Origin of the sequence: Desertimonas flava (assembly GCF_003426815.1) — a bacterium.
Classification (GTDB): Bacteria; Actinomycetota; Acidimicrobiia; order Acidimicrobiales; family Ilumatobacteraceae; genus Desertimonas; species Desertimonas flava.
The window spans coordinates 121,082-144,813 of sequence record NZ_QKYK01000004.1; the positions used below are offsets into that span (position 1 = coordinate 121,082).

Annotated in this window: 22 protein-coding genes and 1 tRNA gene; 12 read left to right on the plus strand and 11 right to left on the minus strand. The window is 67.0% G+C overall.

Annotation, left to right across the window (positions count from 1 at the left end):
• The first annotated feature begins 65 nt into the window (after positions 1-65).
• The 7 genes from DN771_RS07215 (at position 66) to DN771_RS07250 (ending at position 8,441) form a co-directional block, all read left to right on the plus strand.
• Positions 66-791 (plus strand): enoyl-CoA hydratase/isomerase family protein, encoded by a 726-nt coding sequence (locus tag DN771_RS07215; RefSeq protein WP_116996676.1) that lies wholly within the window; start codon positions 66-68, stop codon positions 789-791.
• Positions 788-2,332: an AMP-binding protein gene (locus DN771_RS07220; RefSeq protein WP_116996677.1), complete on the plus strand. Its 1,545-nt coding sequence runs from the start codon at positions 788-790 to the stop codon at positions 2,330-2,332. The genes DN771_RS07215 and DN771_RS07220 overlap by 4 nt, the downstream gene beginning before the upstream one ends.
• Positions 2,333-2,416: 84 nt before the next feature.
• Positions 2,417-2,499: transfer RNA gene (locus DN771_RS07225), tRNA-Ser, on the plus strand.
• Positions 2,500-2,662: 163 nt separating this feature from the next.
• A complete protein-coding gene (locus DN771_RS07230; RefSeq protein WP_116996678.1) occupies positions 2,663-3,916 on the plus strand; it encodes a tyrosine-type recombinase/integrase in 1,254 nt (417 codons plus the stop codon).
• A 347-nt stretch (positions 3,917-4,263) separates the two neighbouring features.
• The gene (locus DN771_RS07235) at positions 4,264-6,303 is read left to right on the plus strand and encodes a GNAT family N-acetyltransferase (RefSeq protein WP_116996679.1); all 2,040 of its coding nucleotides are present in this window, start codon (positions 4,264-4,266) and stop codon (positions 6,301-6,303) included.
• Positions 6,293-6,811, plus strand: a complete 519-nt coding sequence (locus DN771_RS30835; protein ID WP_116996680.1) for an ASCH domain-containing protein — start codon at positions 6,293-6,295, stop codon at positions 6,809-6,811. The genes DN771_RS07235 and DN771_RS30835 overlap by 11 nt, the downstream gene beginning before the upstream one ends.
• A 796-nt stretch (positions 6,812-7,607) precedes the next feature.
• The gene (locus DN771_RS07250; protein WP_116996682.1) at positions 7,608-8,441 is read left to right on the plus strand and encodes an SDR family oxidoreductase; all 834 of its coding nucleotides are present in this window, start codon (positions 7,608-7,610) and stop codon (positions 8,439-8,441) included.
• A 13-nt stretch (positions 8,442-8,454) separates the two neighbouring features.
• On the opposite strand, the gene DN771_RS07255 is transcribed toward DN771_RS07250, so the two are convergent.
• Positions 8,455-9,576, minus strand: a complete 1,122-nt coding sequence (locus DN771_RS07255) for an LLM class flavin-dependent oxidoreductase (protein WP_116996683.1) — start codon at positions 9,574-9,576, stop codon at positions 8,455-8,457.
• Positions 9,577-10,259: 683 nt separating this feature from the next.
• Between DN771_RS07255 and DN771_RS07260 the strand changes: the two genes are divergently transcribed.
• Positions 10,260-11,030: a TetR/AcrR family transcriptional regulator gene (locus DN771_RS07260; protein ID WP_162941661.1), complete on the plus strand. Its 771-nt coding sequence runs from the start codon at positions 10,260-10,262 to the stop codon at positions 11,028-11,030.
• On the opposite strand, the gene DN771_RS07265 is transcribed toward DN771_RS07260, so the two are convergent.
• The 4 genes from DN771_RS07265 to DN771_RS07280 are packed head-to-tail and all read right to left on the minus strand — an operon-like array spanning position 10,980 to position 16,599.
• Positions 10,980-11,906 carry an LLM class flavin-dependent oxidoreductase gene (locus tag DN771_RS07265; protein WP_116996685.1) on the minus strand — a complete coding sequence of 309 codons (927 nt, stop codon included), beginning with the start codon at positions 11,904-11,906 and terminating at the stop codon, positions 10,980-10,982. The two genes, DN771_RS07260 and DN771_RS07265, sit on opposite strands and share 51 nt — an antisense overlap.
• Positions 11,907-11,928: 22 nt before the next feature.
• The gene (locus DN771_RS07270; protein WP_116996686.1) at positions 11,929-13,116 is read right to left on the minus strand and encodes a CaiB/BaiF CoA transferase family protein; all 1,188 of its coding nucleotides are present in this window, start codon (positions 13,114-13,116) and stop codon (positions 11,929-11,931) included.
• Between the two features lie 3 nt (positions 13,117-13,119).
• Positions 13,120-15,438, minus strand: a complete 2,319-nt coding sequence (locus DN771_RS07275) for a CaiB/BaiF CoA-transferase family protein (protein ID WP_116996687.1) — start codon at positions 15,436-15,438, stop codon at positions 13,120-13,122.
• A gap of 12 nt (positions 15,439-15,450) precedes the next feature.
• Positions 15,451-16,599 carry an amidohydrolase family protein gene (locus tag DN771_RS07280; protein ID WP_116996688.1) on the minus strand — a complete coding sequence of 383 codons (1,149 nt, stop codon included), beginning with the start codon at positions 16,597-16,599 and terminating at the stop codon, positions 15,451-15,453.
• Positions 16,600-16,744: 145 nt separating this feature from the next.
• Here DN771_RS07280 and DN771_RS07285 point away from each other — a divergent pair, with 145 nt between their 5' ends.
• Genes DN771_RS07285 through DN771_RS29360 form a run of 4 tightly spaced genes read left to right on the plus strand, consistent with a single transcriptional unit; the run spans position 16,745 to position 18,129 of the window.
• Complete coding sequence (locus DN771_RS07285; protein WP_162941662.1) at positions 16,745-17,383, plus strand: TetR/AcrR family transcriptional regulator; 639 nt, start codon at positions 16,745-16,747, stop codon at positions 17,381-17,383.
• Positions 17,380-17,778, plus strand: coding sequence for a nuclear transport factor 2 family protein (locus tag DN771_RS07290; RefSeq protein ID WP_116996690.1), 399 nt, complete (start codon positions 17,380-17,382; stop codon positions 17,776-17,778). Before DN771_RS07285 ends, DN771_RS07290 begins: the two co-directional genes overlap by 4 nt.
• A gap of 34 nt (positions 17,779-17,812) precedes the next feature.
• Positions 17,813-17,962, plus strand: coding sequence for a hypothetical protein (locus DN771_RS07295; RefSeq protein WP_116996691.1), 150 nt, complete (start codon positions 17,813-17,815; stop codon positions 17,960-17,962).
• 20 nt (positions 17,963-17,982) lie between these two features.
• A complete protein-coding gene (locus DN771_RS29360; RefSeq protein ID WP_162941663.1) occupies positions 17,983-18,129 on the plus strand; it encodes a hypothetical protein in 147 nt (48 codons plus the stop codon).
• 27 nt (positions 18,130-18,156) lie between these two features.
• On the opposite strand, the gene DN771_RS07300 is transcribed toward DN771_RS29360, so the two are convergent.
• From DN771_RS07300 to DN771_RS07325, 6 genes are all read right to left on the minus strand, one after another.
• Positions 18,157-18,960 (minus strand): hypothetical protein, encoded by an 804-nt coding sequence (locus tag DN771_RS07300; RefSeq protein ID WP_162941664.1) that lies wholly within the window; start codon positions 18,958-18,960, stop codon positions 18,157-18,159.
• On the minus strand, positions 18,957-19,301 hold the full coding sequence (locus DN771_RS07305; protein ID WP_116996693.1) for a hypothetical protein: 345 nt from the start codon (positions 19,299-19,301) through the stop codon (positions 18,957-18,959). The genes DN771_RS07300 and DN771_RS07305 overlap by 4 nt, the downstream gene beginning before the upstream one ends.
• Entirely contained in the window at positions 19,298-20,344 is a 1,047-nt protein-coding gene (locus DN771_RS07310; protein WP_205528464.1) for an ABC transporter permease, read from the minus strand. The genes DN771_RS07305 and DN771_RS07310 overlap by 4 nt, the downstream gene beginning before the upstream one ends.
• Before the next feature lie 4 nt (positions 20,345-20,348).
• Positions 20,349-21,482: an ABC transporter permease gene (locus DN771_RS07315; RefSeq protein WP_116996694.1), complete on the minus strand. Its 1,134-nt coding sequence runs from the start codon at positions 21,480-21,482 to the stop codon at positions 20,349-20,351.
• A gap of 70 nt (positions 21,483-21,552) precedes the next feature.
• The gene (locus tag DN771_RS07320) at positions 21,553-23,157 is read right to left on the minus strand and encodes an ABC transporter substrate-binding protein (protein ID WP_116996695.1); all 1,605 of its coding nucleotides are present in this window, start codon (positions 23,155-23,157) and stop codon (positions 21,553-21,555) included.
• Complete coding sequence (locus tag DN771_RS07325; RefSeq protein ID WP_162941665.1) at positions 23,154-23,594, minus strand: cupin domain-containing protein; 441 nt, start codon at positions 23,592-23,594, stop codon at positions 23,154-23,156. The genes DN771_RS07320 and DN771_RS07325 overlap by 4 nt, the downstream gene beginning before the upstream one ends.
• Positions 23,595-23,732 lie beyond the last annotated feature (138 nt).

The window sequence follows — 23,732 nt, forward strand, 5'->3', positions numbered from 1 at the left end:
GAGTGCGGCAGAAGTAGGGGGGTTCCGACTGTGAGGGCCGGTGCGGGTTCCCTACGTTCGTCGGCGTGATCCCGAACGTTCCTGCGCCGCTCGTCGTGGAGCAGCACCTCGGCTGGACGCGCCTGTTGCTCTCACGGCCCGATTCGCGCAACGCGCTGGACCGTCACCTCATCAGCTCGCTGCGAGCGGCCATCGTCGCCGCAGACCGGGATCCGACGATTCACGCAATCGTGCTCGGCGGGGCCGGAGGTGCTTTCTGCTCGGGCCTCGATCTCGACGAGTTGCGCCGCGACCGTCACGACGTGGTGGAGCTGCTCGACGAGCTGCGCCGGCTGCATGTGGCGCTGCTGACCACGTCCACTCCGCTGATCGGCGCGTGTGAGAAGTTCGCCATCAACGCCGGGGTCGCCCTGGCACTCGCCTGCGATCTCTTGATCGCCGGCGACTCGACGTTCATCCAGGTGGGCGAGATCAGCCAAGGCATGGGGATCCCGATGAACGCCGCGTGGCTGCGGATCCGGACCACCGAGGCCACCGCGATGCGTCTCGCCCTCGGGGGGGACCGCATCCCAGCTCGGGAAGCTCACCGACTCGGCCTGTTCGCCGAGGTCGTCGACGACGACTCGGTGATGGACCGCGCCGTCCAACTGGCCGTTCGCCTGGCGGGGTTCCCGGCGGGTGGGCCCGCCCTGGTCAAACGGAGCGTCATGGCGACTCGAACGATCGACCCAGAGACCTGGCTGCCCGGACCGGATGAGATCGCCGCGGGCTTCATGGAGCGCGTTCGGTGAACCGCCCACCGACGACGCAGAGCGTGCCGACGGCGGGAACGTTCCTTCCCGCGGCGGCGAGCCGACCGGACGAGACCGCCATCGTGTGGAGCGACCAGTCCATCAGTTGGTCCCAGCTCGACGAACGGGCGAGGCGCTGGGCGAGCCGGCTCGGACGGCTCGGCATCGAGCGAGGCGACCGCCTGGCCGTGATGGCGAAGAACCGACCCGAATGGGTGATCGCGCTGGTCGGGAACCTGCTGGCCGGGGTTCGGCACGTGCCCATGAATTGGCACCTGACGGTGAGCGAGGTCGCGTACATCCTGCGCGACTCCGGAGCCCGGGTCCTCGTCGTCGACTCCGACCACGAGTCCGTCGGCCGCGACGCCGCCCGACACGCTGCAGTCGAGCACGTCGTCGTCGTCGACGAGACTGCCGACTGGCTGGACGACGTCCCTGTCGAGTGGCGTCCGACCGACCTCGCCGGAGCGCTGCTGCTCTACACGTCCGGGACGACCGGGCATCCCAAAGGGGTGTTGCGATCCGATCAGCCGCCGAGCCTCGACGAGATCATGCCGAGCTACCGCCGCCTCGCAGACGCGTGGAGGATGACCGAGGGTGGGACGCACCTGGTCGTGTGTCCCCTCTACCACGGCACACCGCAGGTGATGACGCTGATGTGTCTCGCGCTCGGCCAGTCGCTCGTCTTGATGCCGTCGTTCGACGCCGAGACGGTGCTCGCCGCGATCGAGCGTCATCGGGTGACGGCCACGCACCTCGTCCCGACACAACTCCTCCGACTGCTCCGGCTGCCCGACGGCGTGCGGCAGCGGTACGACCTGTCGAGCCTCGTCGGCCTGTGGCACGGTGCCGCACCCTGCCCCGCCTGGGTCAAACAGGCCATGATCGAATGGTTGGGGCCGGTCGTCATCGAGTACTTCGGATCGAGCGAGGGAACGGGACCGTTGATCGCTGACTCGAACGAGTGGCTCTCCCATCCCGGCACCGTTGGCCGCCCGCCCCCGTTTCTCGCGGTCGAAGCGGTGGACGACGAGGGCACGACGCTTCCGACCGGCGCTGTGGGCACGCTCTACTTCCGCCGACCCGAGGGTCCCCCCACGTACGTCGGAGCGCCCGAGAAGACGGCCGCGAGCAGGCTCTCCGACGGACGGTTCACGGTCGGCGATGTCGGCTGGCTCGACTCTGACGGGTTCGTCTACCTCGCGGACCGCAAGATCGACGTCATCATCTCCGGCGGCGTCAACATCTACCCATCGGAGATCGAAGCCGTCATCAGCGAGCACCCGGGGGTCGCAGATTGTGTCGTCTTCGGGATTCCCGACGACGAGTGGGGCGAACAGGTGAAGGCCGTCGTCGAGCTGCACCGGTCGTCCGAGACCACCGAGCGTGACCTGCTCGATTGGTGCCGCGAACGGCTTGCCGGCTTCAAGTGCCCGCGCACGATCGACCTCCACGACGCCTTGCCACGGGACGCCACCGGCAAGCTCAAGCGGCGCCTCTTCCGTGATCAGTACTGGGAGACGACGGGTCGCCGCATCTGAGGACAGCCGGCCGCGCCCGATCGCCAGTCGGCAACCCGGTACGTGGCGGCGCCGACCTCGTCGCCCGGGGCTATCGTGCCTGCCGGAACGGTGGCAGAGCGGACAAATGCACCCGCCTTGAAAGCGGGAGGGCGCAAGCCCCGGGGGTTCGAATCCCTCCCGTTCCGCTTGCAGGTGTTTTGTCTCTTCGGGAGTAACAGCCACTCCCAAGGAATATGACCCCTGAACAGGCAGTTTGTCCAACCGGTGGCAATGCGTGCCAAGCGGTTTCAAACAGCGTTACTCCCGGCGTAGCTCCCGGTTACTCCCGGCAGGGTGTACCGTTGAGGCATGCCGAGGACGTCACGCGGCAAGCGGGTCAAGGCCCCAGACGGCACGTTCACCGTCGCGTCGAAGTCGGCGAACGGTGAAGGCTCGATCTACCGCGAGGTCGACGGCGCCTGGCGAGCCACGTTCAAGGTCCCGGGTGAGAGCCGGCCTCGACGGGTGCGTGGCCGCACACGAGAAGAGGCGCTCCGACGTCGAGCCGAGGCGATCAAGAACGCCGTCGCTATGCGGCCACGTGCCGCCGACGCCTCATTCACGCCCAACAACACCGTCGCCGAGTTCGCAGCGTGGTGGCTCACCACGATCGCCGCATTGCGTGTGCGGCCGTCATCACTCGGCAAGTACTCCGATCGCATCGACCGCATCAACGCAACGCTCGGCGACGTGCGCCTCGGCAGCCTCCGGGCCGAACAGATCGCCACGTGGCAGTCGGAGCTGTTGACCACCCTGTCGGCGAGCACCGTCGCCGACACTCGAACCACGCTGCGTGCCATCCTCGCCGAAGCCGTCAACCTCGACATCATCGAGTCGAACCCCGCCGACAAGGTCCGCCCTCCGAAAGCCGGTCGATCCAGCAAACGAGCGCTCACAGCGGCCGAGGCCCGTGCGCTCGTTGGCGCGGCTGCCGACGATCGTCTCGCCGCCGCCATCGCCTTGCTCTTCATCCAAGGCTGGCGAGTGTCCGAGGTCCTCGGTCTGGCGTGGAGCGACCTCGATCTCGACGCCGGCAGCGCAACTGTCTCGCGAGCCAGCGTCTACGTCGACGGGGTCGGCATGGTCCTCGGGCCGCCCAAGACCGACGGTGCCGAAGGCCATCACCTTCTCACTCCCGTCGTGGTCGACTTCCTTCGTCGGCGCCGCGAGGCACAGGACGACGATCGACGCATCGCGGGCGAGGCGTGGCCGGCACACATCTACGGCAATCGACCCATCGATCTCGTCTTCACGACGACGACGGGCGGGCTGCTGCTGCGCCAGGCGGTTGCCAAGGCGGTCGCCGCCGCGGCCGAGCGCGTTGGCATCGACCCGAAGGGCCTGGGCACGCACAGCGGTCGGTCGACGGCGATCACCGCGCTCTACACCGAGGAAGGCCTCGACCTCGCCGACATCGCCCGATACGTCGGCCACGCCAGCCCAGCCACCACCGCCGGCTACGTCCGCCACCTCGGACGTCGACCCGCCGCCACCGCCTCAGCAGCCAGTCGTCTCCTCGATCCCTCCGTCAACCCATCGCCGTGCACCGTGAACGAGCGCTGAAGACTGCGGCCTGTCGCGGGGTCGCGATCGACGACCACGCGGTCTCCCGACACGCGCGGCCGCCTCTCGCGGCTGTCGCCCGCCAGTGGCATGGGACCACTTGAGTTGAGTTCCGCCAGCGTGATGGGACCACCTGTCCGCCAGTGGTGGGACCACCCTGGGGTCCGCCAGTTCGGTGCTGTCAGCGGGTGATCATCGCCGCTCCTGTTGACAGCTCGAGAGGCGGCGATGGCACTCCGGGAGGTTCCGATGTTCGAGGTTCGAGAAGTCCTTCGTCTGTGGGTGGGGAGGTGAGACGCTGCTGTCGCGTGCCCGGGTTTGGCGGGCCACCATGACACGCTGGTGGGGTGCATCTCGAGTCGGTGGAAGCTCACACGGAACACCTCAACGCGGTGATCGGCCTTGCCAAGCTCGCACGGGCGACGGTCGGGTTCTTGCCGGACTCTGCGTATCGCGACCGTGCTGACCAGGGCACCTTGCTCGCTGCTCGGATCGAAGCACAGGTCACCGGATACGTCCTTTACGACCTGCCCAGGGATGAAGTCAAAATCGTGCAACTGGTCGTCGACCCGGCCTACCGAGGGCGAGGAGTCGCTCGGGCACTTGTCGACGAGATGTGCGCCCGACACGCAGGTCGACGCGGTGTCGCGCTGAGTTGCCGCAACGACTTTCCCGCGCACAGCATGTGGCCGTCGCTCGGGTTCGTACCGCGCGGCGAGCGGATCGGCCGAAGCTTGGAGGGCAAGCCGCTGACCCGTTGGTGGCGGTCGTTCGGCAAGCCCGACTTGCTCACCTTGATCGAGGATGCCGACACCCGTCCAACCGCGATGCTCGACTCGTGCGTGTTCTTCGATGTCGTTGGTGATGCTCCGCCCGAAGACGTTCTCCAACTTCGTGCCGACTGGCTCGGCGACCATGTGCGTCTCGCGATCAGCGGTGAGGTTCTCGTCGAGATCTCGGCCGACAGGGACAATGCACGACGCGAGCGGCAGTACGGTGCTGCACAGCGACTCCCGCTTGCGGACCCACCGGACTCGCTCTGGCGTCCGCTCGTAGAGGAGATCTCGGGCGAGGGTAACCACGGTGACGCCAACGATGTTCGCCAAGTCGCTCGGGCCATGGCGGCAGGTGCGCGATGGCTGATCACCAGCGACAACGCTCTGCGGAGCAGGTACGCGCAATCTGCCTCGCGGCTTGGAGGCCTCTCGCTGGTGTCTCCTTCGGAGTTCGTCCGGCAACTCGATGAAGCGGCTCGCCGTGACTGGTACAACCCCGTGGAGCTCGCGCACACGTCCGTGACGATCCGAGAGGCCGATGGCACCGACCTCAGTAGCCTCGCTCGGCGATTCGTAAACCATCAGCATGGCGAAGCAATCGGTCCCTTCGACAGACGCATTCGCGATCTCGCAGCCGACCCGCACGCTGTCAGCCTTCGCATCATCGAGATCGACGGGGACCCCCGTGCTCTGCTTTGTCTCCGCGAGAGGGATCACGTCGTCGAGGTCGACATCTTGAGGGTCACCGGCGGGACGGGCGAAGGCGTGCTGGCGCGACATGTGCTCAGCGTTCTGCGAAGCGAGACCCGACGCCGCGGACTCCGGATCACCCGGATCACCGACCCGTTTCCCGCTGAGTGGGCACGGCGACACTATGGGGACGAAGGCTTCTTGCCACTCGGTCGGGGCGCCGTCGCAGTGTCGCTGACCGGCGTCGGAGAACTCGCGAGTATTGCGACGATGCTCGACGCAATACCGCTCGAAGACGAGGAGCGCGCCGGCCTACGAGCATTGCTCGTCGGCAACGATCTGGCGGCAAGCGCGGCGCGCGCCGAGACGTGGTTCGCACCGTTCCGAGTGACCGGTGCCGGCATCCCGACCTTCGTCGTGCCAATCAAAACCACGTGGGCGTCAGAACTCTTCGACTCGGCACTCGCCAGTGGTCAGCTTTTCCTGAGGACATGGCAGCTCGGTCTGCGACGCGAGCTCGTCTACTACCGGAGCCCGCTCAACAGCGGCGGCCTTCGGGCGCCGGCGCGCATCCTTTGGTACGTCTCGGGACGACCGAACGAACCGGGCGCCCGAGCAATCCGTGCAGTGTCGTCGCTGACGGAGGTGCTCGTTGCTCAGCCGACACACCTCTGGCACCGGTTCCAACGGCTCGGCGTCTACCGCGAGCAAGACATCTCGAAGTCGGCGAAACACGGCGAGGCGATGGCACTCAAGTTCGCCAATACGGAACTCCTCGAACGCCCCGTGTCGCTCGACGACTACCGGGAGGCAATGACGGGAGACCCCAAGTCGAAATCCGCACCGTTGCCGTCTCCCCAACTCATTAGTGAGCGAGTCTTTGTGGAGCTCCTCGGCCGAGGAACGCACAATGGGCGCTGAGCCGGACAGGTCCCACGTCCTCATATCACTCCGCCCCCGCTTTGCGAACCTGATCCTCGCCGGAGAAAAGACGACTGAAATACGACGCGGGCCGTCGCGACTACAAGCCGGCGCGACAGCGCTGGTCTACTCCTCATTACCTGTGCGCGCATTGATCGGGGCCGTGATGATCGCCGATGTGTACGTGCGCGCACCATCCACCGTGTGGCGAAAGTGGGGTTCAAGCACGGGACTCCGCAGACACGAGTTCGAACGGTACGTCGAGGGTTGCGAACAAGTCACTGCGATCCTGCTCGGTGCACACACGACATTCCCTCAGCCGGTGAGTCTCGACGAACTGAGACGTCGTGCCGGGACGTTCGTCGCGCCGCAGAGCTACCGGTACGTCGACTCTCTGGAACTCGGTGTCCTGCTCAACGGTGAGCGAACACTCGTCGATGGACTGCGGGCCTCTGAAAGGCCCACTGGAGGGTCTCCCCGACCCGTGCTGCCTGTAAGCAGGTCCTAAAGCGGGCGGGGCTCAGGAGGAAGAGACTTGACGAAGCCAAAGCGGTGAACGAGTGCGAACCGTCCTATCGCCGCGAGGAGAGAATGCCGACTACAACCCTGCCCTCCAGCACGGACCCGAATTACTGTCTTGCTACCCCACCGCCGAAGCTGGCCCACTCAGATTATCGCGCCGGAACGTCAGCATTCCCCTGCTCCGTAGTCAGAGGCGGAGGCGGAGGCGTGCAGGCCGTTGCATCAGATGTGTACTAATAGCAATCTATCAGGTGCTTCACTCCTCAACCTGGACGGGTTGTCACGTGGCGGAACGAGCTCGCACGCATCGTATTCATACATCCCGCATACCTCGGCCCGCCGCGAGGCCGAGCGAGCGCGGTCAGCCATCGGACTTTCGAGATAGACGTCGTCCTTTGACCGGGGCGGAAGGCGCAGGCCGTCGCACGGATGAACTCGGTCGCGCCGCCGCTTCGAAGGGCGACCTGCCCCGGTCCGCTGTGACCTCGGTGGCGGTGACCCGCTTCCGCCCCTCGGCCCTCGAGTGCTCATCGCCGCTCGTCCTCGGCTCGTCGCACGATCTGGTCGACCCACCCCGTCGAACACCGTCGCCCGCAAGCGACGAAGTCGACAGGTCCCAATTCGGCGAGACGGTCGGCCGTGGTCGTCTCCCGGCGGCAACACAATCGCAGTCGCCACCGATCGTGCCGGCCGTCGCCGGTGGCCCCGAGCCCGTCGTCATCTAGCGTCGCCATAGCCGGAGCAGAGCGTTCGGACTCGCTCCGCAAGCGACAGGAGCAAGCATGGATCGTCTGAGAGGGAAGGTCGCCGTGATCACCGGTGGAGCGGGTGGTATCGGGGCTGCCACCGTCCGCCGGTTCGTCGAGGAGGGCGCCCAGGTGACTATCGCCGACCTGGATCACTCCAAGGGCAGAGCGCTCGCTGAAGACCTCGGACCCGCTACGACGTTCGTGCCGACAGACGTCTCGAGAGAGGAGGACGTTGCCGCGATGGTGGCCGAGACGGAGAGTCGGTTCGGCCGTATCGACGTCCTGCTCAACAACGCCGGCTTCGGTGGAGCGCTCGGACCCATCGAGTCCACGAGCGTCGCCGACTACGACCTCACCATGGACGTGCTGCTGAAGAGCGTGTTCCTCGGAATGAAGCACGTCGCTCCTCGAATGAAAGCACAGGGGTCGGGCTCGATCATCTCCACGTCGAGCGTGGGAGGGCTCCGGGCGGGCTACGCACCCCACCTGTACAGCGTGGCGAAGTCTGCAGTGATCCATCTGACGCGCTCGGTGGCACTCGAGCTCGGCGAGCACGGCGTCCGCGTCAACGCCATCTGCCCCGGCCTCATCGCCACGCCCCTCGCGGCGGGAAGATCGGACGCCGACGCTACGCGGATCGAGCAGCTGCGCGTCGCGTCCGCTGCATCGCAGGTCCTCGGCCGGGTGGGCGAGCCCGACGACGTCGCCAACACGGCGCTGTTCCTCGCCGGCGACGAGTCTCAGTGGATCACCGGCCAGCACTTCGTCGTCGACGGGGGATTCGAAGCAGGACCGCCGTGGTCGCAGTGGCCGGAGTTCGCTCGCGTCAAGCGGCCGGTCCGGCACCATCGCCCACCGGGCCGTTGAGGCCTGGCCGCGTTCAGACTGATGCGGCGATGTCGGCGGTGCCCGAGTGCCGAACCCCCACGTCACCGCCGACATTGCACTTGTGGAGGTGGGGCAACACTTCTTGGCAGAAGAGGTCGACGTTGCGGTTCGCCTCCTCCTGCGACATGTCGCCGAACGAGAGGTCGACCAGCACCGCGCCTGCGTCGATCCGGTTGGAGTAGTCGAGGAGCTTCTCGGTCACGACGTCGGGTGTGCCCCACACCTGAAGATCGGCGAGGAAGGAATTGAAGGCGTCTTCACCGTGCTTCTCGATGTTCGCAGCCAGCTTGGCGTAGTACTCATAGCCCTCGACGTCAGCGAAGGACTTGTCGGCGAACTGGTAGTGCTCGGTGATCGACTGGGCGGTCGCCTGCAGATACACATCGCGAAGCCGCTGTGCTTCCGCGGCGCTTTCGTGCACGCCGACGAAGACGCAGATAATCGGCTTCGGGGCCTCCTCAGCGTTCTGACGGAGGAACTCCTCTCGGTACATGCGGATCTCCGCCTCGGTGGTCTCCCACGGCTTCTGGGCGATCACCATCAGACCGCAGCCGAGCTTGATCATGAGGTCCATCGACTCGGGTGACACGGCGCTGGCGAAGGTGCGGCCTTTGTAGGTCTGGAAGGGCGTGGGACGAATCTCGACCTCAGGTTGCTGATATAGGTCTCCGTCGTAGGCCATGACACCGGTCTCAAGCGCTTCGAGGACGGCATCGGCGTACTCGGTGAAGCGACGCCGCGACTCCCCGCGCTCCAGCCGTAGCCCGTCGAACTCCTTGCGGCCGAGGCCTCGCCCGATGCCGAGCATCGCACGGCCATCGGAGAGATGGTCGAGCAGCGAGAAGTTCTCGACGACGCGCACGGGATCGTGCCACGGGAGCACCGTGACCATCGTCCCGAGCCGCAGCTTGGTGGAGTGAGCGGCCGCCCACGCCAGCACCATCGGTACGTTGGGGGCCACGGTGTAGCCGGCGAAGTGGTGCTCGGGGATCCACACAGAGTCGAAGCCCCGCGCCTCTGCGCTCGCGATCAGGCCGAGGTCGCGGCGCATCATCGCTCGGTCGGCCGAGCGATGCCCGAGATTCTGGAAGATGACGCTTAGTCCGGTGTGCATGGGTCCATCTCCTGTGCAGTTTCTTCGACGATTCTAATCTAACTTTGGTTCGGTTTCCAGTAGTGCGGACAGCCGGGCCGCTCGCTCGGCTGAAGTCGCTGCCGATGGTGTGAGCGATGGGGACAACCCCACCGGCGTCGCCTCGCCGAGGGGGCGCCGAACACGTCGGCCACGTCGCGCTCAACTCCTCATCCGAGGCGGACCGTTAATCCGCGCGCAGCCCACGCCGTGCTCACGCGAAGCGAGGACCTAGCCCACCTCAGAGATGATCGGCCCAAAGCGATGCGCGACGGTACCGGCAGCGCGACCCTCGATCACTCGAGCTGGGTCGCCAGATGACAGCCCGAGCGAATCCTCCCGTGCTGGTCGTCGTTGCGCTGGCCCGCAGACGCCGATGCGATGAGGTTCTCGAAATTCCGCCGGTAAGTCTCGACGATCGCCCGCCTGAGGTCCGGGCGATCGATGAAGACCAATCCAGCGCTGCCCGTTGCTGCCGTTCGGCGCCTGAGATGCCACATCGAGACACGGCATCACCGCCGAGTTCCACCCGCGACGCCTGACAGCCACGAGGGATCGCGTCACGCGAATCCCGCCACTGCGCGGGACCATACACTGTCGTCCGGGTGCGCCCCCGGCGGACCTCACCCCCTTCGGTGTCGCGGGATCCGGCGCGGACCATTCTCTTGGCTGGCTCACCAGTCAAGGCTGTAACCGGCAGGTCAACACGGGTAGGGTTCGTTCCGATGGCAAGAGCCCGGAGCAGGTCGTCCGACGGGGTCGCGAAGTCCAAAGCGCGGGCGAAGGTGGGCGGATCCACAGGGCGACCGAAGCGTGGCCAAGGCCCCGGCGGGATCGGTGCTGACGACCCCCGGTCGCAGATCATCGCTGCCGCGAAGGCTTGCTTCGCCGATCACGGCTACAACAACACGACGAACAAGATGATCGCCGCTAGAGCCGGCGTGGTGCCTGGGCTGATCTACTACTACTTCGACTCGAAAGAGGACCTCTTTATCTCGGTCTTCGAGCACATGTATCAGCGCCGTGACGAGCGCTTGGCGGACTTCGACTTCACCGAGCACCCGCTCGGCGAGAATCTCGGGCGTATGCTCGACGACAGCGTGCATCTTGGCCTTGAGGACTCCTCGTTCGTGGAAGTCTTCGAGCTCAGCGGGCGCGAGGTGAGCCGCAACCCTGCACTCGCCAAGGCGTGGGAGGCGCACTGGCACCGCGTCGTGCACGTGTGGTCGCGCATCGTCGACGCCGCCGTCCAGCGAGGGGAGGTCGTGGCCTCACGGCGCGACGGCCTCATCGACGTCCTCGTGGCGTGGTTCGGCGGATTCTTGCTGTGGGTGTCACGCCAACAGCCCGACCAAGCGCGGATCGCCGCCGCGTCCGAGGAGTTTCTACGGATGGCCGACGCCTACGTCGGCGGCGACATCGCCCCCAGGAGCTGAGAGTTCCGAGGACGCACCGCCCCTCAGGCCGAGGCGCTCGGCGACGGCCTGCAACCGCTCGATCTTGGCGTCGGCATCCAGCGTGCGCCGCTCCTTGCTGGACCACAGCGACTCCCAAGGTACAACGATCCGATCGATGCCGAGCTCGACCAGGCGATCGACGTCGTACAGCGTGAAGTCGGGCGACAGGCGCACGTGGAGCTGGTAGCCGTCGAGCGTGCCCCGTTCCTCGACCACGATGTCGCGCACCTCGGCGACTCGGTTGAGATCGAGACCGGGCACGCCGTACCAACCATCACCCAGCTGCGCCGCGCGACGAACCGCCGGCTCACTGAGTCCGCCGAAGATGATCGGGAAGGGAGCAGGCTCATGAGTGGTCCGGATCGCCGGGAACTCGTAGTACCGCCCGGAGTAGCTGACCGGGCCGCCTGCTGCGAGCAGGCGGACGATCTCGACGATCTCGCTCAGCCGACCGAAACGGTTGCCGAACTCCATGCCGATCAGCTCGAACTCCTCCTCGAGCCACCCCGCGCCCACGCCGAGCTGGAACCGGCCGCCGCCGATGCGCGCCGCAGACACCGCGGCGAGCGCCGTGCTGGCGGGATGGCGGAGCGGCGCGATCAACACCCCCGGCGACACCCTCAGGGTCGTGGTCGCAGCGAGCACTGCTCCACACACGGTCCAGATGTCGGAGAGTTCGACGTCGTCGCGGACGATGTCTGCGCCGTGGTAGAGCCCCTCACGCTGATCGACAGGGGCTGCGATGTGCTCGCCGATCCACAGATCGCTCAGGCCGAGCTGCTCCGCGGCCACCCCGATGGCGACGTGCTGCTCAGCCGAGTGCCCGAACATCGCTATCCCGAACGATGGGCTCATCGGCCGCCCGGACCGCGATGGCTCATACCACGGACCGCTCGCGAAGGGACGCAACCTCCGACGGCGCTACCCCGAGCTCGTCGAGAATCTCGTCGGTGTGCTCGCCGAGTAGTGGGGGAGCGTGACGGATCTCGAACTCGGTGCCGGGCATCGTGAAGCCCAGCCGAAAGCCACGGACCTTGCCGTATGCCTCGTGTTGGGTCTCGACGATCATCCCCCGCTCGCGCAGGTGGTCACTCTCGAGCAGCTCGGCGTCGGTCATCATCACCGGGGACGCCGGGACGTCGTTGGCGAGAAACGCGGCCATCCACTCGTCGAGCGTGCGTGTGGCGAGCTCGGCCTGGATCAGCCCTCGCAGGTCGGTGTCGTAGTTGCCGTGGTCCATCGGCAGATCGAACCGCGCCCGCTCTATCCAGTCCTGCCGGCCGACCACGTTGCAGAAGTTCACCCAGAAGTGCCGCTCGATCGGACCGATGAAGATGACCTTTTGATCCTTGGTGCCGTACACGTTGTAGCGAGGAGAGTTGCGGACGTCGAGACCCTCCATCATCGGCGGGACGCCGTTGAGGCGGTCGGCCAGCTCGAGCGACTCGTGGATCGACTCATCCCAGAGCGATACCTCGAGATACTGGCCCGCCCCGGTCGTGGCCCGCCGGACGAGCGCGGCGAGGGTCGCCAGGGCCGCCGTGGTACCGAACGCGACGTTGCCGCGGATCCCGTTGTTCGAGCCAAGCTCGGGTCGGCCGTCGACCCACTCGACGTCGAGGTGGCGGCTGGTCGCCATCATGTTGTAGCCGTGAGCCGGCATCAGCCGCCATGGTCCGGTCTGCCCGAATGCGGAGATCTCCGTGTAGACGATGTCCTGACGGCGCCGGGCGATCGACTCGTAGTCGAGGCCGTGCCGGGCGAAGGTTCCCGGCTTGGACACCTGGATCAAGGCGTCGGCGGTGTCGAGCAGTCGCCAGAAGACCTCACGACCCTGCTCCGTGTTGACGTCGAGCGAGAGGCTTCGCTTGTTGCGGTTGATCGCCAGGTACGCCGCGCTGATGCCGTCCTTGAACGGCGGTAGGCCACGCAGGTAGTCGCCGGTGCCGGGCCGCTCGACCTTGATGACGTCAGCGCCAAGATCGGCGAGCAACTGCGTGACGTATCCGGCGTGGATGAGGCGGGTGAGGTCGAGGATCCGGACGCCGTCGAGCAGTCGGTACATCGATCAGAACTCCGGACCCACCGGCGGGGCGACGACGCAGACACCCGCCGCGACGAGGTCCGCTATTTCGGTGGCCTCATAGCCGAGCTCCTCGAGCAGCGCCTTCGTGTCCTGGCCGAGGATCGGTCCGTGGCCCTTGCGCACCCCGGGAGTGCGCGAGAGGTGCGATAGCAGTCCGATCTCACGGATCCACCCCCACGAGGGATGGTGCTGCTCGAGCACGCGTCCGGTCTCGTGCAGCCACTCGTCCCACAGAAGCTCGGGCATCCGCGGGTGGTCGACCGCCGCCTCGCAGGGGACGCCGGCCGCTGCCAGCCACGCCAACAGCTCCTCCACGGTCGACCCGGAGGACCTCTCCTCGAGCGCCTTGGCGACTTGCTGGGGGGCGGCGTCGTCGTCGAGTGCGACGAGCGAGCGCAACGCGGCGCGGGAGCGGTCGGTGCTCGCCGCCACCATCACCCAACCGTCAGTCGTGGGGAACAGCTGGTTGAGTGGTCCGGATCCCCGCTGGTCGCCGTCGATCGCCAGGGGCATGTGGAGACCGTCGTTGTCGAGGAAGTTGTGCGAGGTGGCAAACAAGGCCGAGCGCAGCTGCGCGCTCTCGATCGACTGAGCCCGGCCCGAGGATTCGCGGCACTCCAGCGCCATCAGCACGGCCACGGCGCCTGAGAGGCCGTTGTAGTAGTCCTCGTTGCCGATGACGCGGCGCACGGGCGGACGGCCGCTGCCTGCGCCCTCGTAAAAGTTGCCGACGAAGCCCGACAGCAGCGGGGCGAAGCTCTTCAGGCCGGACTTGGGCCCGCTCGACCCGAAGCCCGGGAGGTAGCAGTAGATGAGATCGGGCTTGATCGCGCGCAGCTCGTTCTCCCCGATGCCGAGGCGATCGGCTTTGCCGGGCCGGAAGTTGTGCATCACCACGTCCGCGGTCGCGACGAGGCGGTGCACGATCTGGAGACCGCGGGGCGATTTGAGATCAACCGCGATGGCACGCTTGCCGCGTTGGGCACCCTCGAAGGGATCGGGAAGCGGCCGCATCGGGTCGCCCTCGAGCGGTTCGATCTTGATGACGTCGGCGCCGAGGTCCGACAGCAGACGGGCGCCGTACGGCCCGGCGAAGTACGAGCTGAAGTCCAGTACCCGCAGACCGGCAAGCGGGCCATCGCCCGGCTCGGAGGCACTCGGCGCCGACGCGAGCGGTTCACGGGTGTCGAGTAGTTGCCGAACCGCTTCGGCGTATTCGCCGGGTCGAGGGGCCGGTCGGATCGCGGCGGGGTCGGCGGAGGAGAACGTGATGCACCGCCCGACCTGGCGGAGATGGCGGCCCGCCGACGTCTCGAACCGCTCCACGACTCGGTCGTACTTGACCTGCTCATCGTCGAACACCTCGGTCGGACGCAGGACAGGCAGCGCCGCGAGGTCGGCGGCGTGGAAGCGACGCAACCACTCGTGGCGGGGCTGCGCCGCGAATGCCTTGGGGGCGAGGACCCGGGCCGCGTGGTACTCGTCGTCGTCGAGCGGCACCGAGGTCTCGACGCCGGGGATCGTGCGCACGTTCTCCCCCACGCCCAAGATGTCGAGTGCGCGCTTGAACCCACCGGTCCCGCCGGTGTGGATGACGATCCACTCGCCGTCGGCACACTCGAAGAGGTCGGTGATGATGCGGCTCCGCCCGAAACCGAGGTCGGTGCCCGACCGGGCGAGGTAGGAGACGTCTTTCTCGTTCCACCACCAGTTCATGGTGCTGAGGGCCAAGATGCCGTCGAGGAACGACGCGTCGACGCGCTGTCCGGTGCCGATCGCCCGGCGCGCCCGCAGTGCTGCGAGCGTGCCGATCACGATGAGGAGCGCGGTCGCATAGGTGGTGCTGGGATGCCCCAGGTAGTGAGGGCGCGTACTTGGCCCGTCCTGCTCGGCCATCACGCCCAAGCGTGCTTCCACCAGTGCCGGGATCGGCTCGATCGAGCCCCACGGGCTCTGATCGCCGAACGCCGTGGTCCGCGCGTAGACGAGCTGCGGCCACCGCTGAGCGATCTCATCGTTCGACCAGCGGGGTTGTCCGTCGGGGGTGGACGGCGCACCGATCAGTATGTCGGCCCGTGCCAGCAAAGCTTCGAGATCGTCCGGGTCGGCGGCCAGCTTGTTGCGGTCCCATACCTCCAACACGTCGGATCCGGGGGCGCCACCTTTCTCGACGCCGCTCGCATGGCCGCGCCCGGCGATGACCACGGTGGCGCCGTAGTCGGCGTAGATCATCCCGGCCAGGGCATCGGCGCCGACTTCGGACGCGTCGACGACGAGGAGGTGTTCAAGAGGACCCCGCATGATCTCTCTGGCTCAACCTGCGCTCGTACCGGCGGGCTGGGGGCCGACCAGCTGGTGGTGGAAGAGCTGCTCGGCGTTGCGATGCGTGATCAGGTCGATCTCGTCCTGGGGCACTCCGGCGAACACTTCGCTGGCGTTCTCCTGGGTGTTCGGGAACGGGGTGTCGGCGTGCGGGTAATCGGATTCCCACAGGATGTGGTCGATCTCGAAGTCGTGCCGGTACTTGATGCCGACCGGCTCCTCGATCATGCAGAACCACATGTTCCGCCGGCACACCTCGGATGGCATCAGGTCGTTCGAGGCGTGTGACCAAAGGTGTCGGGCGTACTGCCGGTCGGCGCGCTCCATCGCCGCGGGCACCCAGCCGATGCCACCCTCGGACCACACGAGCTTGATGTTCGGGAAGCGCCGCGGCACCGGCGACATCATCATGTTGATCGACGCCAGCGCGGCGCCGGCGAACGCGACCGACGCGAACGTGACGATCATCGGTGTCTTCGGGTCGGGGACCGAGCTCGAACCCGAGCTCCCGATGTGCATGCAGACCGGGAGCTCGGCCTCCTCGCACAGCCCGAAGATCGGGTCCCAGTGCGACTCGTCGTGGAGCGAAGGCAGTCCGAGCGGCGTCGTGTTCTCGACGAAGCAGACCGCTTTGGCCCCCTTTTCGATGCACCGCTGGATCTCCTCGGCGGCGAGCTCGGGATCCCAGAGCTGCACGATGACCATCGGCACGAACATGTCGGGATCTGCGGCGCACCACTCGTCAATGAGAAAGTCGTTCCACGCCCGCACGCAGTGGTGGGCAAGGACCTTGTCCTTGAAGCCGGCGAACAGCGCGCCGCCAAACCGGGGCAGCGTGGGAAAGTTGACGCTTGCGAAGATGCCTTGCGATCGCAGGTCGGCTGCTCGGAGCACCGGGTCGTAGCACGCCCTGCGCATATCATCGAAGCTGATCGGCTCGACGCTCCATTCATCGGGAGGCTTGCCAACCACCGCGTTGGTGCCCATCGTGGTGATCCGCTGGTCTTCGAACTCCCAGAACTGGCGGTCGCCCTCTTCGACGACGTGCGGGGCGACGTCTCGATACTTGGCCGGCACACGGCTGGTCCAGACGTCGGCCGGCTCGATGATGTGATCGTCGACGCTGAAGAAACGGAACATGGAGCCCCTCCGATCAGGCGAAAGCTGCGGCATCACGCGCCATTTGGGGCGGTCTGCCCCCTCGGATGCGAATGCAGAGTATCTATTGTTTGACTGGCCAGTCAAGTAATCCTGCAGTAGCGTGTGCCCCTACGATGTCGTGTCCATGTCCCCGTCCGAACGGCGCTCCGCGCTGGAGCCGAAGGCGATGCGAACCAGGCAGCGCATCCTCGAGGCCGCGGCCGAGCTGTTCCGCGATCGCGGCTATTCGAATACCCGGCTCACCGACATCGCCGAGCGTGCAGGCGTCCAGACAGGCAGCCTCTACTACCACTTCGCGTCGCGCGAGGCGCTCGTGGGCGAGATCCTGCACATCGGCATGGGCACCGCGTGGCGGCACGTCCACCAAGCGGTCGACTCGCTCGCTTCCGACGCCGCTCCGATCGAACGCGTCGCCGCGGCGATCAAGGCCCACCTACTCGTCGTGCTCGATATCAGCACAATCGCGTCCGCTCAGAGCCGCGTCGTCAACGAGGTGCCCGACGACGTCCGCGCCGCCCATCTCGACGAGCAGCGAGCCTACGGCAACTACTGGCGCAGCCTCCTCGAAGATGCCCAGCGGGCCGGCGAGCTCGATCCCGGTCTCGACCTCTACGTCTTCGGAGTCGCCTTGTTCGGGATGATGAACGCGACGACGGCCCTGCAACCCGAGCGGGTCGGCGACGCCGAGGCAGTGGCCAGCATCATCGTCGGGCTCGTCCTCGATGGTGTGCGGGTCGGTCGGCCGAAAAGGAGGGCACGATGACGCCGACCGACAGTCCCGCCGCTGCCGGTCGTCAAGCGAACCTCGACGTGCTCGAGCGCGCCTTCGCGGCGGCGAGCCGCGCCGACGCCGACGAGCAGCTCCAGTACTACTGCGACGACGCGGTGCTCGAGGTCGTGTTCGCCTCACCACCACTGTGTTTTGAGGGCCGCGAACAACTGTCCGAGCTCCTCACCCGCGCCTACGACCTCAATCACCTCGTCCTCACGATCGACGAGGTGGTGCCGTGTGCGGATCCCGATCAGCTCGTGGTCGAGTTCCACGCACAGGGCCGCGTGCACGAAACCGGCCACGAGTTCGACAAGCAGTACATCGGACGGTTCTGGTTCCGCGATGGTCGGATCGCTCGCCAGCGCGAGTTCGCTATCACCCGGTGACCGGGCACGACAGAGACGGATGTAAGGAGGAGATATGAACGACATCAACCAGGTCGGCAAGCGGTACCTGTGCGCGCAGTGCGGCCTCACGGTGATGTGTGCCAAGGGTGGGAGCGGCCGCATCACATGCCACGGCGAGCCGATGGAACTGCAGACCACCAAACCACTCCCCTCGTCGGATTGACGAGGGCCCTGGAGCGACCGATGATCCCACCGACGACCAAATCAGGGACCCGCCTGCGGTGCGACGGGTGCAACGCTGAGTTCATCGTGGTCACCGCCGCTGAGGCCGACCTGCGCTGCTGCAACCAGCCGCCATCGGTGATCGTGCCCGGCCGAAAGACCTCGTGAGGCGCGCTGATCCGACGCCAACCGCGCTCAGCCGATCGTCGGGCTCACAGTAGTCACTCCGTCCGTCAGGCCCATCGATTCGAGGAGCGCACCCTCCTCGTGGAACGGGATCAGGGTCAGCGGCACCCCGTGAAGTCCCGGACGGCCGTAGAACACCTCGAGCAGGCCACCCGGTGTCGTGAACTCATGGGTGACCTCGGCACCCAGCTCGCGCATCCGTTCGCGGGAGTGGTCCAGATCATGCACCTGCACGGCGTAGCCAGCGACGGTGCCGTGCCACGATGTCTCGATGTCGATCACGGGGTCGAGCCGCGAGATGAACTCGATGCCCTGCTCGCCGATGGCTACGCAGATGCGCATGTTGTCCACGTCGAACGCGTTGAGCTCGACGCCGAGTACCTCCTTGAGCAAGCCCGACGCGGCGCGGGCGTCATCGACCACGAGCACCGCTCGGTCGAACCGCGCCGTCGCGGCATCGCTTGGCCCATCGGCGGCCGCCGGAGCGGTCACCACCATGGGTAGGCCGTGGAGCTCGAAGGCGTGACGCGGTCGGCTGCCGTCGCCCACCCGGCGGACGTCATGGCCGGCGGCAGCCAGTCGCGCCGCCGCGGCATGGCAGTCGCCGACCTCGAACTCCACCTCGAGCAGGGGGCCGCGGGTGGCCGGCACGCTGTGCGACGCCACGAGTGTGACGATCGGACTCACCGCCGACTCGACGCCGAACGTCGGGTGGGGCACGCGCTCGAAGCTCGTGCCGAGCGCAGACGCAAAGTCGCGGGCCGCGACCTCGAGGTCGTCGACGCGCATCGTCGTGGATCGGACTCGGGTCACGGGTGCTCTCCTCTGCGGGGTGCGGCGTTGTAGTCATCGGGGATATCGCGGCCGAGCCACACGGTGGCAGCCGCGAGGGCGGTCGTGGCCGACATCTCGTGGCGGCGCGCCGCGAGCTGGGCAATCACGTCTTGGGCATCGTCAGTGTCGAAGCGGTAGATGGTGAGAAGGCTGGCCGGCGCTTCGGCGCCGGGATCCGCAACCGGCCGGTACTGCGTCGCCGACGCGATGCCGGGCACGTCGAGCATTTCGGGGAGGTGCCGCTCGGCGTACCAGCGGGCGAGCTCGCCGAGCCGGCCGGGTTCGGCCTCAGCGAGCACGAACATCGCGGGATGCGTCATCGCGACGTCTCTCGCGTGTCGGTACGGCGGCGGAGCACGTTGCTCAGGGTGTTCAGGGCCAGCACGGTTGCCACCAGCGCCGTTCCCGGCACGAACACCAGATGCGGGTTGTCACGGAAGCTGTCCTGGCCGGCCGCGATCATGTTCCCCCACGTCGGCTCGGGTCGCTGGATGCCGAGGCCGAGATAGCTCAGGGACGCCTCCGCCACGATGGCGCTGGCGAGCACGACCACCGCATACGCACCGACGGGCGGCACCACGCACGGGAAGATCTCGTGGGCGAGGATGCGGCGCCGCGTCGCGCCGATGACCTCGGCGGCACGTACGAAGTCGCGCTCGGCACAGGTGAGCGTGTTCAGCTTGGCGATCCGCACGTAGATCGGAACCATCAGCACGCCGAGGGCGACGGCGAGGTTGAACATGCTCGGCGACACGATGCTCACCATCGCCAACAGCAGGATGACCGGCGGGAACGCGAGCATCACGTTCGTGACGAAGTCGATCGCGGTCTCGTACCGACGCCGAAAGTAGCCGGCGGCGATGCCGATCGGCACACCGATCACGAGGCCGAGCGCGACCGCTCCGAAGCCGACGGTGAGTGAGACGCGCGCGCCGTACACGACTCCACCGAGCATGTCGAGGGCGGCTCGGTCGGTACCCAGCGGATGTGACGACAACAGGTCGGGCCGGAGCAAGATCGGGTCGGCCAGAGTCTTCGACGGCTCGCGTGCTTCGCGGAGCGGGAGCACGTCGGCGAATATCGCCGCGCCGGCCACGAGGGACAGCCAACCCAGGCTCAACCAGAGCCCGAGCTGCTGGCCGCTCCAGCGGTGACGCAGCAGGCGCCATGCGGCGACGCCGGTGACGGCGAGCGAGACGACGGTGACGCCGACGCGACCTCCGCCGGCGACTCCGAGCCAGGAGTAGCACCCCACCACAAAGCCGGCGAGGCCAGCGACGAGCAGCGCGGCGTCGACGGCGAGCGGCTCCTGTGGCCCACTCCTCCGCGCCAGCGGCGGCACGGTCCCGACAGCGACAACCATCGCCTCAACCATCGCTGATCCTCGGGTCGATGTAGCGGGCAGCAGCGTCGACGACGGCATTCATCGCCACGTAGAAGGCCGCCACGACGAGCACCGCCCCCTGCACCATGCGGAAGTCCTTGTTCGCCACCGCGTTGACGATGAGGCTCCCCATGCCGGGAAGACCGAAGATCGTCTCGACGATAACGGCCCCGCCGAGGAGCCGACCGACGCTGACGCCAGCGATCGCGAGGAACGTCATCATCGACGGCTTTAGAACGTGGCGCCGCATGATGTAGCCGGTCGACAGGCCTCGTGACCGGGCGAAGCGCACGTAGTCTTGCTGCAACGTCGCGATCGCATCGGATCGGACCGCTGTGGTGAGCACGGGAATCTCCACCAGCGCCAGCGTCATCGCCGGGAGAGCCACTGAGCGCAGGTTCTCGAGGACTCCCCGCTCCGCGGTGAGCCGCGAGAAGCCCTGCCGGGGAAGCTGGGGCCAGAAGCGCCACAGGATGAGTGTCGCCGCAAGGACGACCGCGCCGGAAACGAGACGCGAGCGCGTCCGCGGCGCGCGGTCAGTGCGTGGACGTCGTCGCTCACGCAGCGCCGTCGCTGCGAGTCCGGCTGCGATCAGCAACCCACCGACCAGGGTCGCCGTCCGCGTACCGTCGGCGTGGAGGACGAACGCGTAGATGAGTAACAGGCCCATCAGGAACGCCGCAATCGACACGGTGATGATGACCACTGCGTTGACGAAGGCGTCCATCGGCTCCCCTTCACGCAGAGCCGCGAGCAGGCCGAGCGGGATCGACACGAGCGTCGCGATGAGCATCGCCGCGATCGCGAGCTCGAACGTGACCGGCAACCTGGACGCGATCGCCTCGGCCACCGATTGCTCAGGAGGCACGTAGGAGCGGCCGAGGTCGCCGGTCAGGGCGCCGCTGAGCCAGGAGATGTAGCGCTGCGGGGCCGGCTGATCGAGGTTGAGCTCGTCCCGCACGATCTCGAGCTGCTCGGGCGTGGCATTCGCGCCCAGCACGATCGCCGCAGGATCTCCGGGGACCAGGTCGATCAGGAAGAACGTCGCCAAGCTCACACCAAACAGGACGGGCACGAGCGTGAGCAACCGTCGCGAGAAGAGCCGGACGAACCTCATGGGAGAACGAGCATGTCAGTCCACGGTGTGCCGCCCCGGAGCGGGCGGCACACCCTCGAGGCGCGCGAGCTCAGCTGCTCGTCGCCTGGTCGTACAGGATGATCGTGTCAGCGGTGGGCACAAGGCCGCTCACGCCCTGCGCGTAGCCCACGAAGTTCGTCGCGGCGCCGAGCACGATGTGGGGGACGGTATCGGTCCACGCCGCCTGGAGGTCGGCGAGTGCCGCCTTCTCCTCGTCGAGGGTGGCGGCGATCCGGAGCGCTGCGAGCGCGGCGTCCATGTTCGGGTCGTTGTAGCCGTAGTAGTTGCTTGCCTCGACACTGCCCAGACCCTTCAGGCCACCCCAGACGTTCGAGTCGAAGACGTTGAACCCCCAGCAGGAGATGTCGAAGTCGCCTTCGCCGACGACCTTGGTGACCATGTCGCCGATCGTCGCCGTGGTGGTCATCTCGACCGTGAACCCGACCGCTTCGAGCATCGCCGACGCGGCGAGCGCCTGCTCGCTCTGGAGCGGATCCGGCGAGCACTGGAACCGGACGGAGCCGTCCCACTCCCCTTCGGCCTTGACCTCCTCGACGAGCGAGGCGGCGAGTTCAGGATCGTACGCAGGGCCAGGGAGGTCCTGGTAGAGCAGCGAACCGGGCGCGATCGCGAGGCTGGTCGGGATGCCGTCACCGTCCTCGGCCCGCTCGTTGACGATGTTCACGTCGATGGCGGCCGCGATCGCTCGGCGGATGCGCACGTCTGCGGTCGGCGGGGTGCTCCCCTGCGCGCCGCTGTTGAGCGCGAACAGCCAGCCGGAGCTCACGATGTAGTCGAAGCCCTCGAGCCCATCGGACTTCGCTTGCGCGATCACGCGGGAGTCACGGTTGATCATGACGTCGAGCTCGCCGTTCACCATTGCGTCGTAGGTCGCCTGACCACCAGAGACCGCGATGAACCGCAGGCTCGACGGGCACACGACGCCACCCCAGTAGTCGTCGCGCGGCGTCAGCACGACCTCCTCGTTCGGAGCGAAGCGCTCGAGGTCGAACGGACCCACGCCCGCTCCCACCGGATTGCTGACGAAGTTCTCGCCGTGCTCCTGGACGACCCGGGGATTGGTGATCATGCCGGGACCGAGGGTCAGCGCGTACGGGAACTTCGGCCACGTCTCGGACAGCGTGAACTCGACGGTGAGATCGTCGACCACCGTCATTTCGCTGATGATGGTGACGAGGCTCTTGAACGTCGACGTACTGTCCTCGGCAAGGTGGCGCTCGATGCTCGCCTTTACATCCTGCGCGGTCAACTGGTCGCCGTTGCCGAATGTCACGCCGTTTCGGAGCACGAGCGTCCAGACCGTGAAGTCCTCGTTGGGCTCGAGCGACTCGGCGACGCGAGGCTCGAACGCCCCGGTCTCCGGGTCGAAGCGAATCAAGGTGTCATAGATCGCCGCCAACTCGGAAGCACCGAGGAGGCCGTTCGAGCCGGCGATAGTTGGATCGAGCGACTGCGTGAAACTGTACGCGCCGACCGTGATGTCACCTCCTTCTCCGACCGTGGAACACGCCCGGTCGGCCGACGCTACATCGGGAGGGCTCGTGGCGGCCGGTGCCGACCCAGGCGCCGCGAAGGCGACGAGCGCCAAGGTCAGCGGGACGGCGAGGAGATGGCGACGCGGGGTTCGGTTCATGAGATTTCTCCAGACGTGTAGAAGGCAGGTTGGGACGAATCGCTGGTCGAGTGGTCGGGATGGGTGCTCACCACGTGGAAGACCATGCGGCACGGGCCGACGCCGTCGTTGCGCCAGGCGTGGTACGCGCCGAGTTGAACGAGGAAGTCACCCGCTCGGAGCGCCACCTCGGCCTCGTCCAGCACGAGGGTGATCTCTCCCTCGACGACGTAGCCGAGGTCGACGGTCGCGCTCACGTGACGGTCGACCTCGGAGCCGGGGCCGAACTCGATACAGACCCAGCGTGACTCGCCGGCGCCGAGGTCGAGGCCGAACTCGACGTCACCGGTCGTGTCGGCGACGCGCGGGTCGGGGACATCGTCGGCGGTGAGGCGCCAGAGCACTGTGGCGACGCTCGCGCCGAAGTCGTGGCGGGCCGGCGGTTCACCGTCCTTCACGACGTAGGACCGCGAACGTGCATCGTTCGCGGTGACGATTCTGCGCAACACTCCCCCTCCCCGCCGCAATTGCACCAGCCGACGACGATTGGGGTTAACGTATCCGGTGTTGGCTGTCCAGTCAATCAAATGCTGATA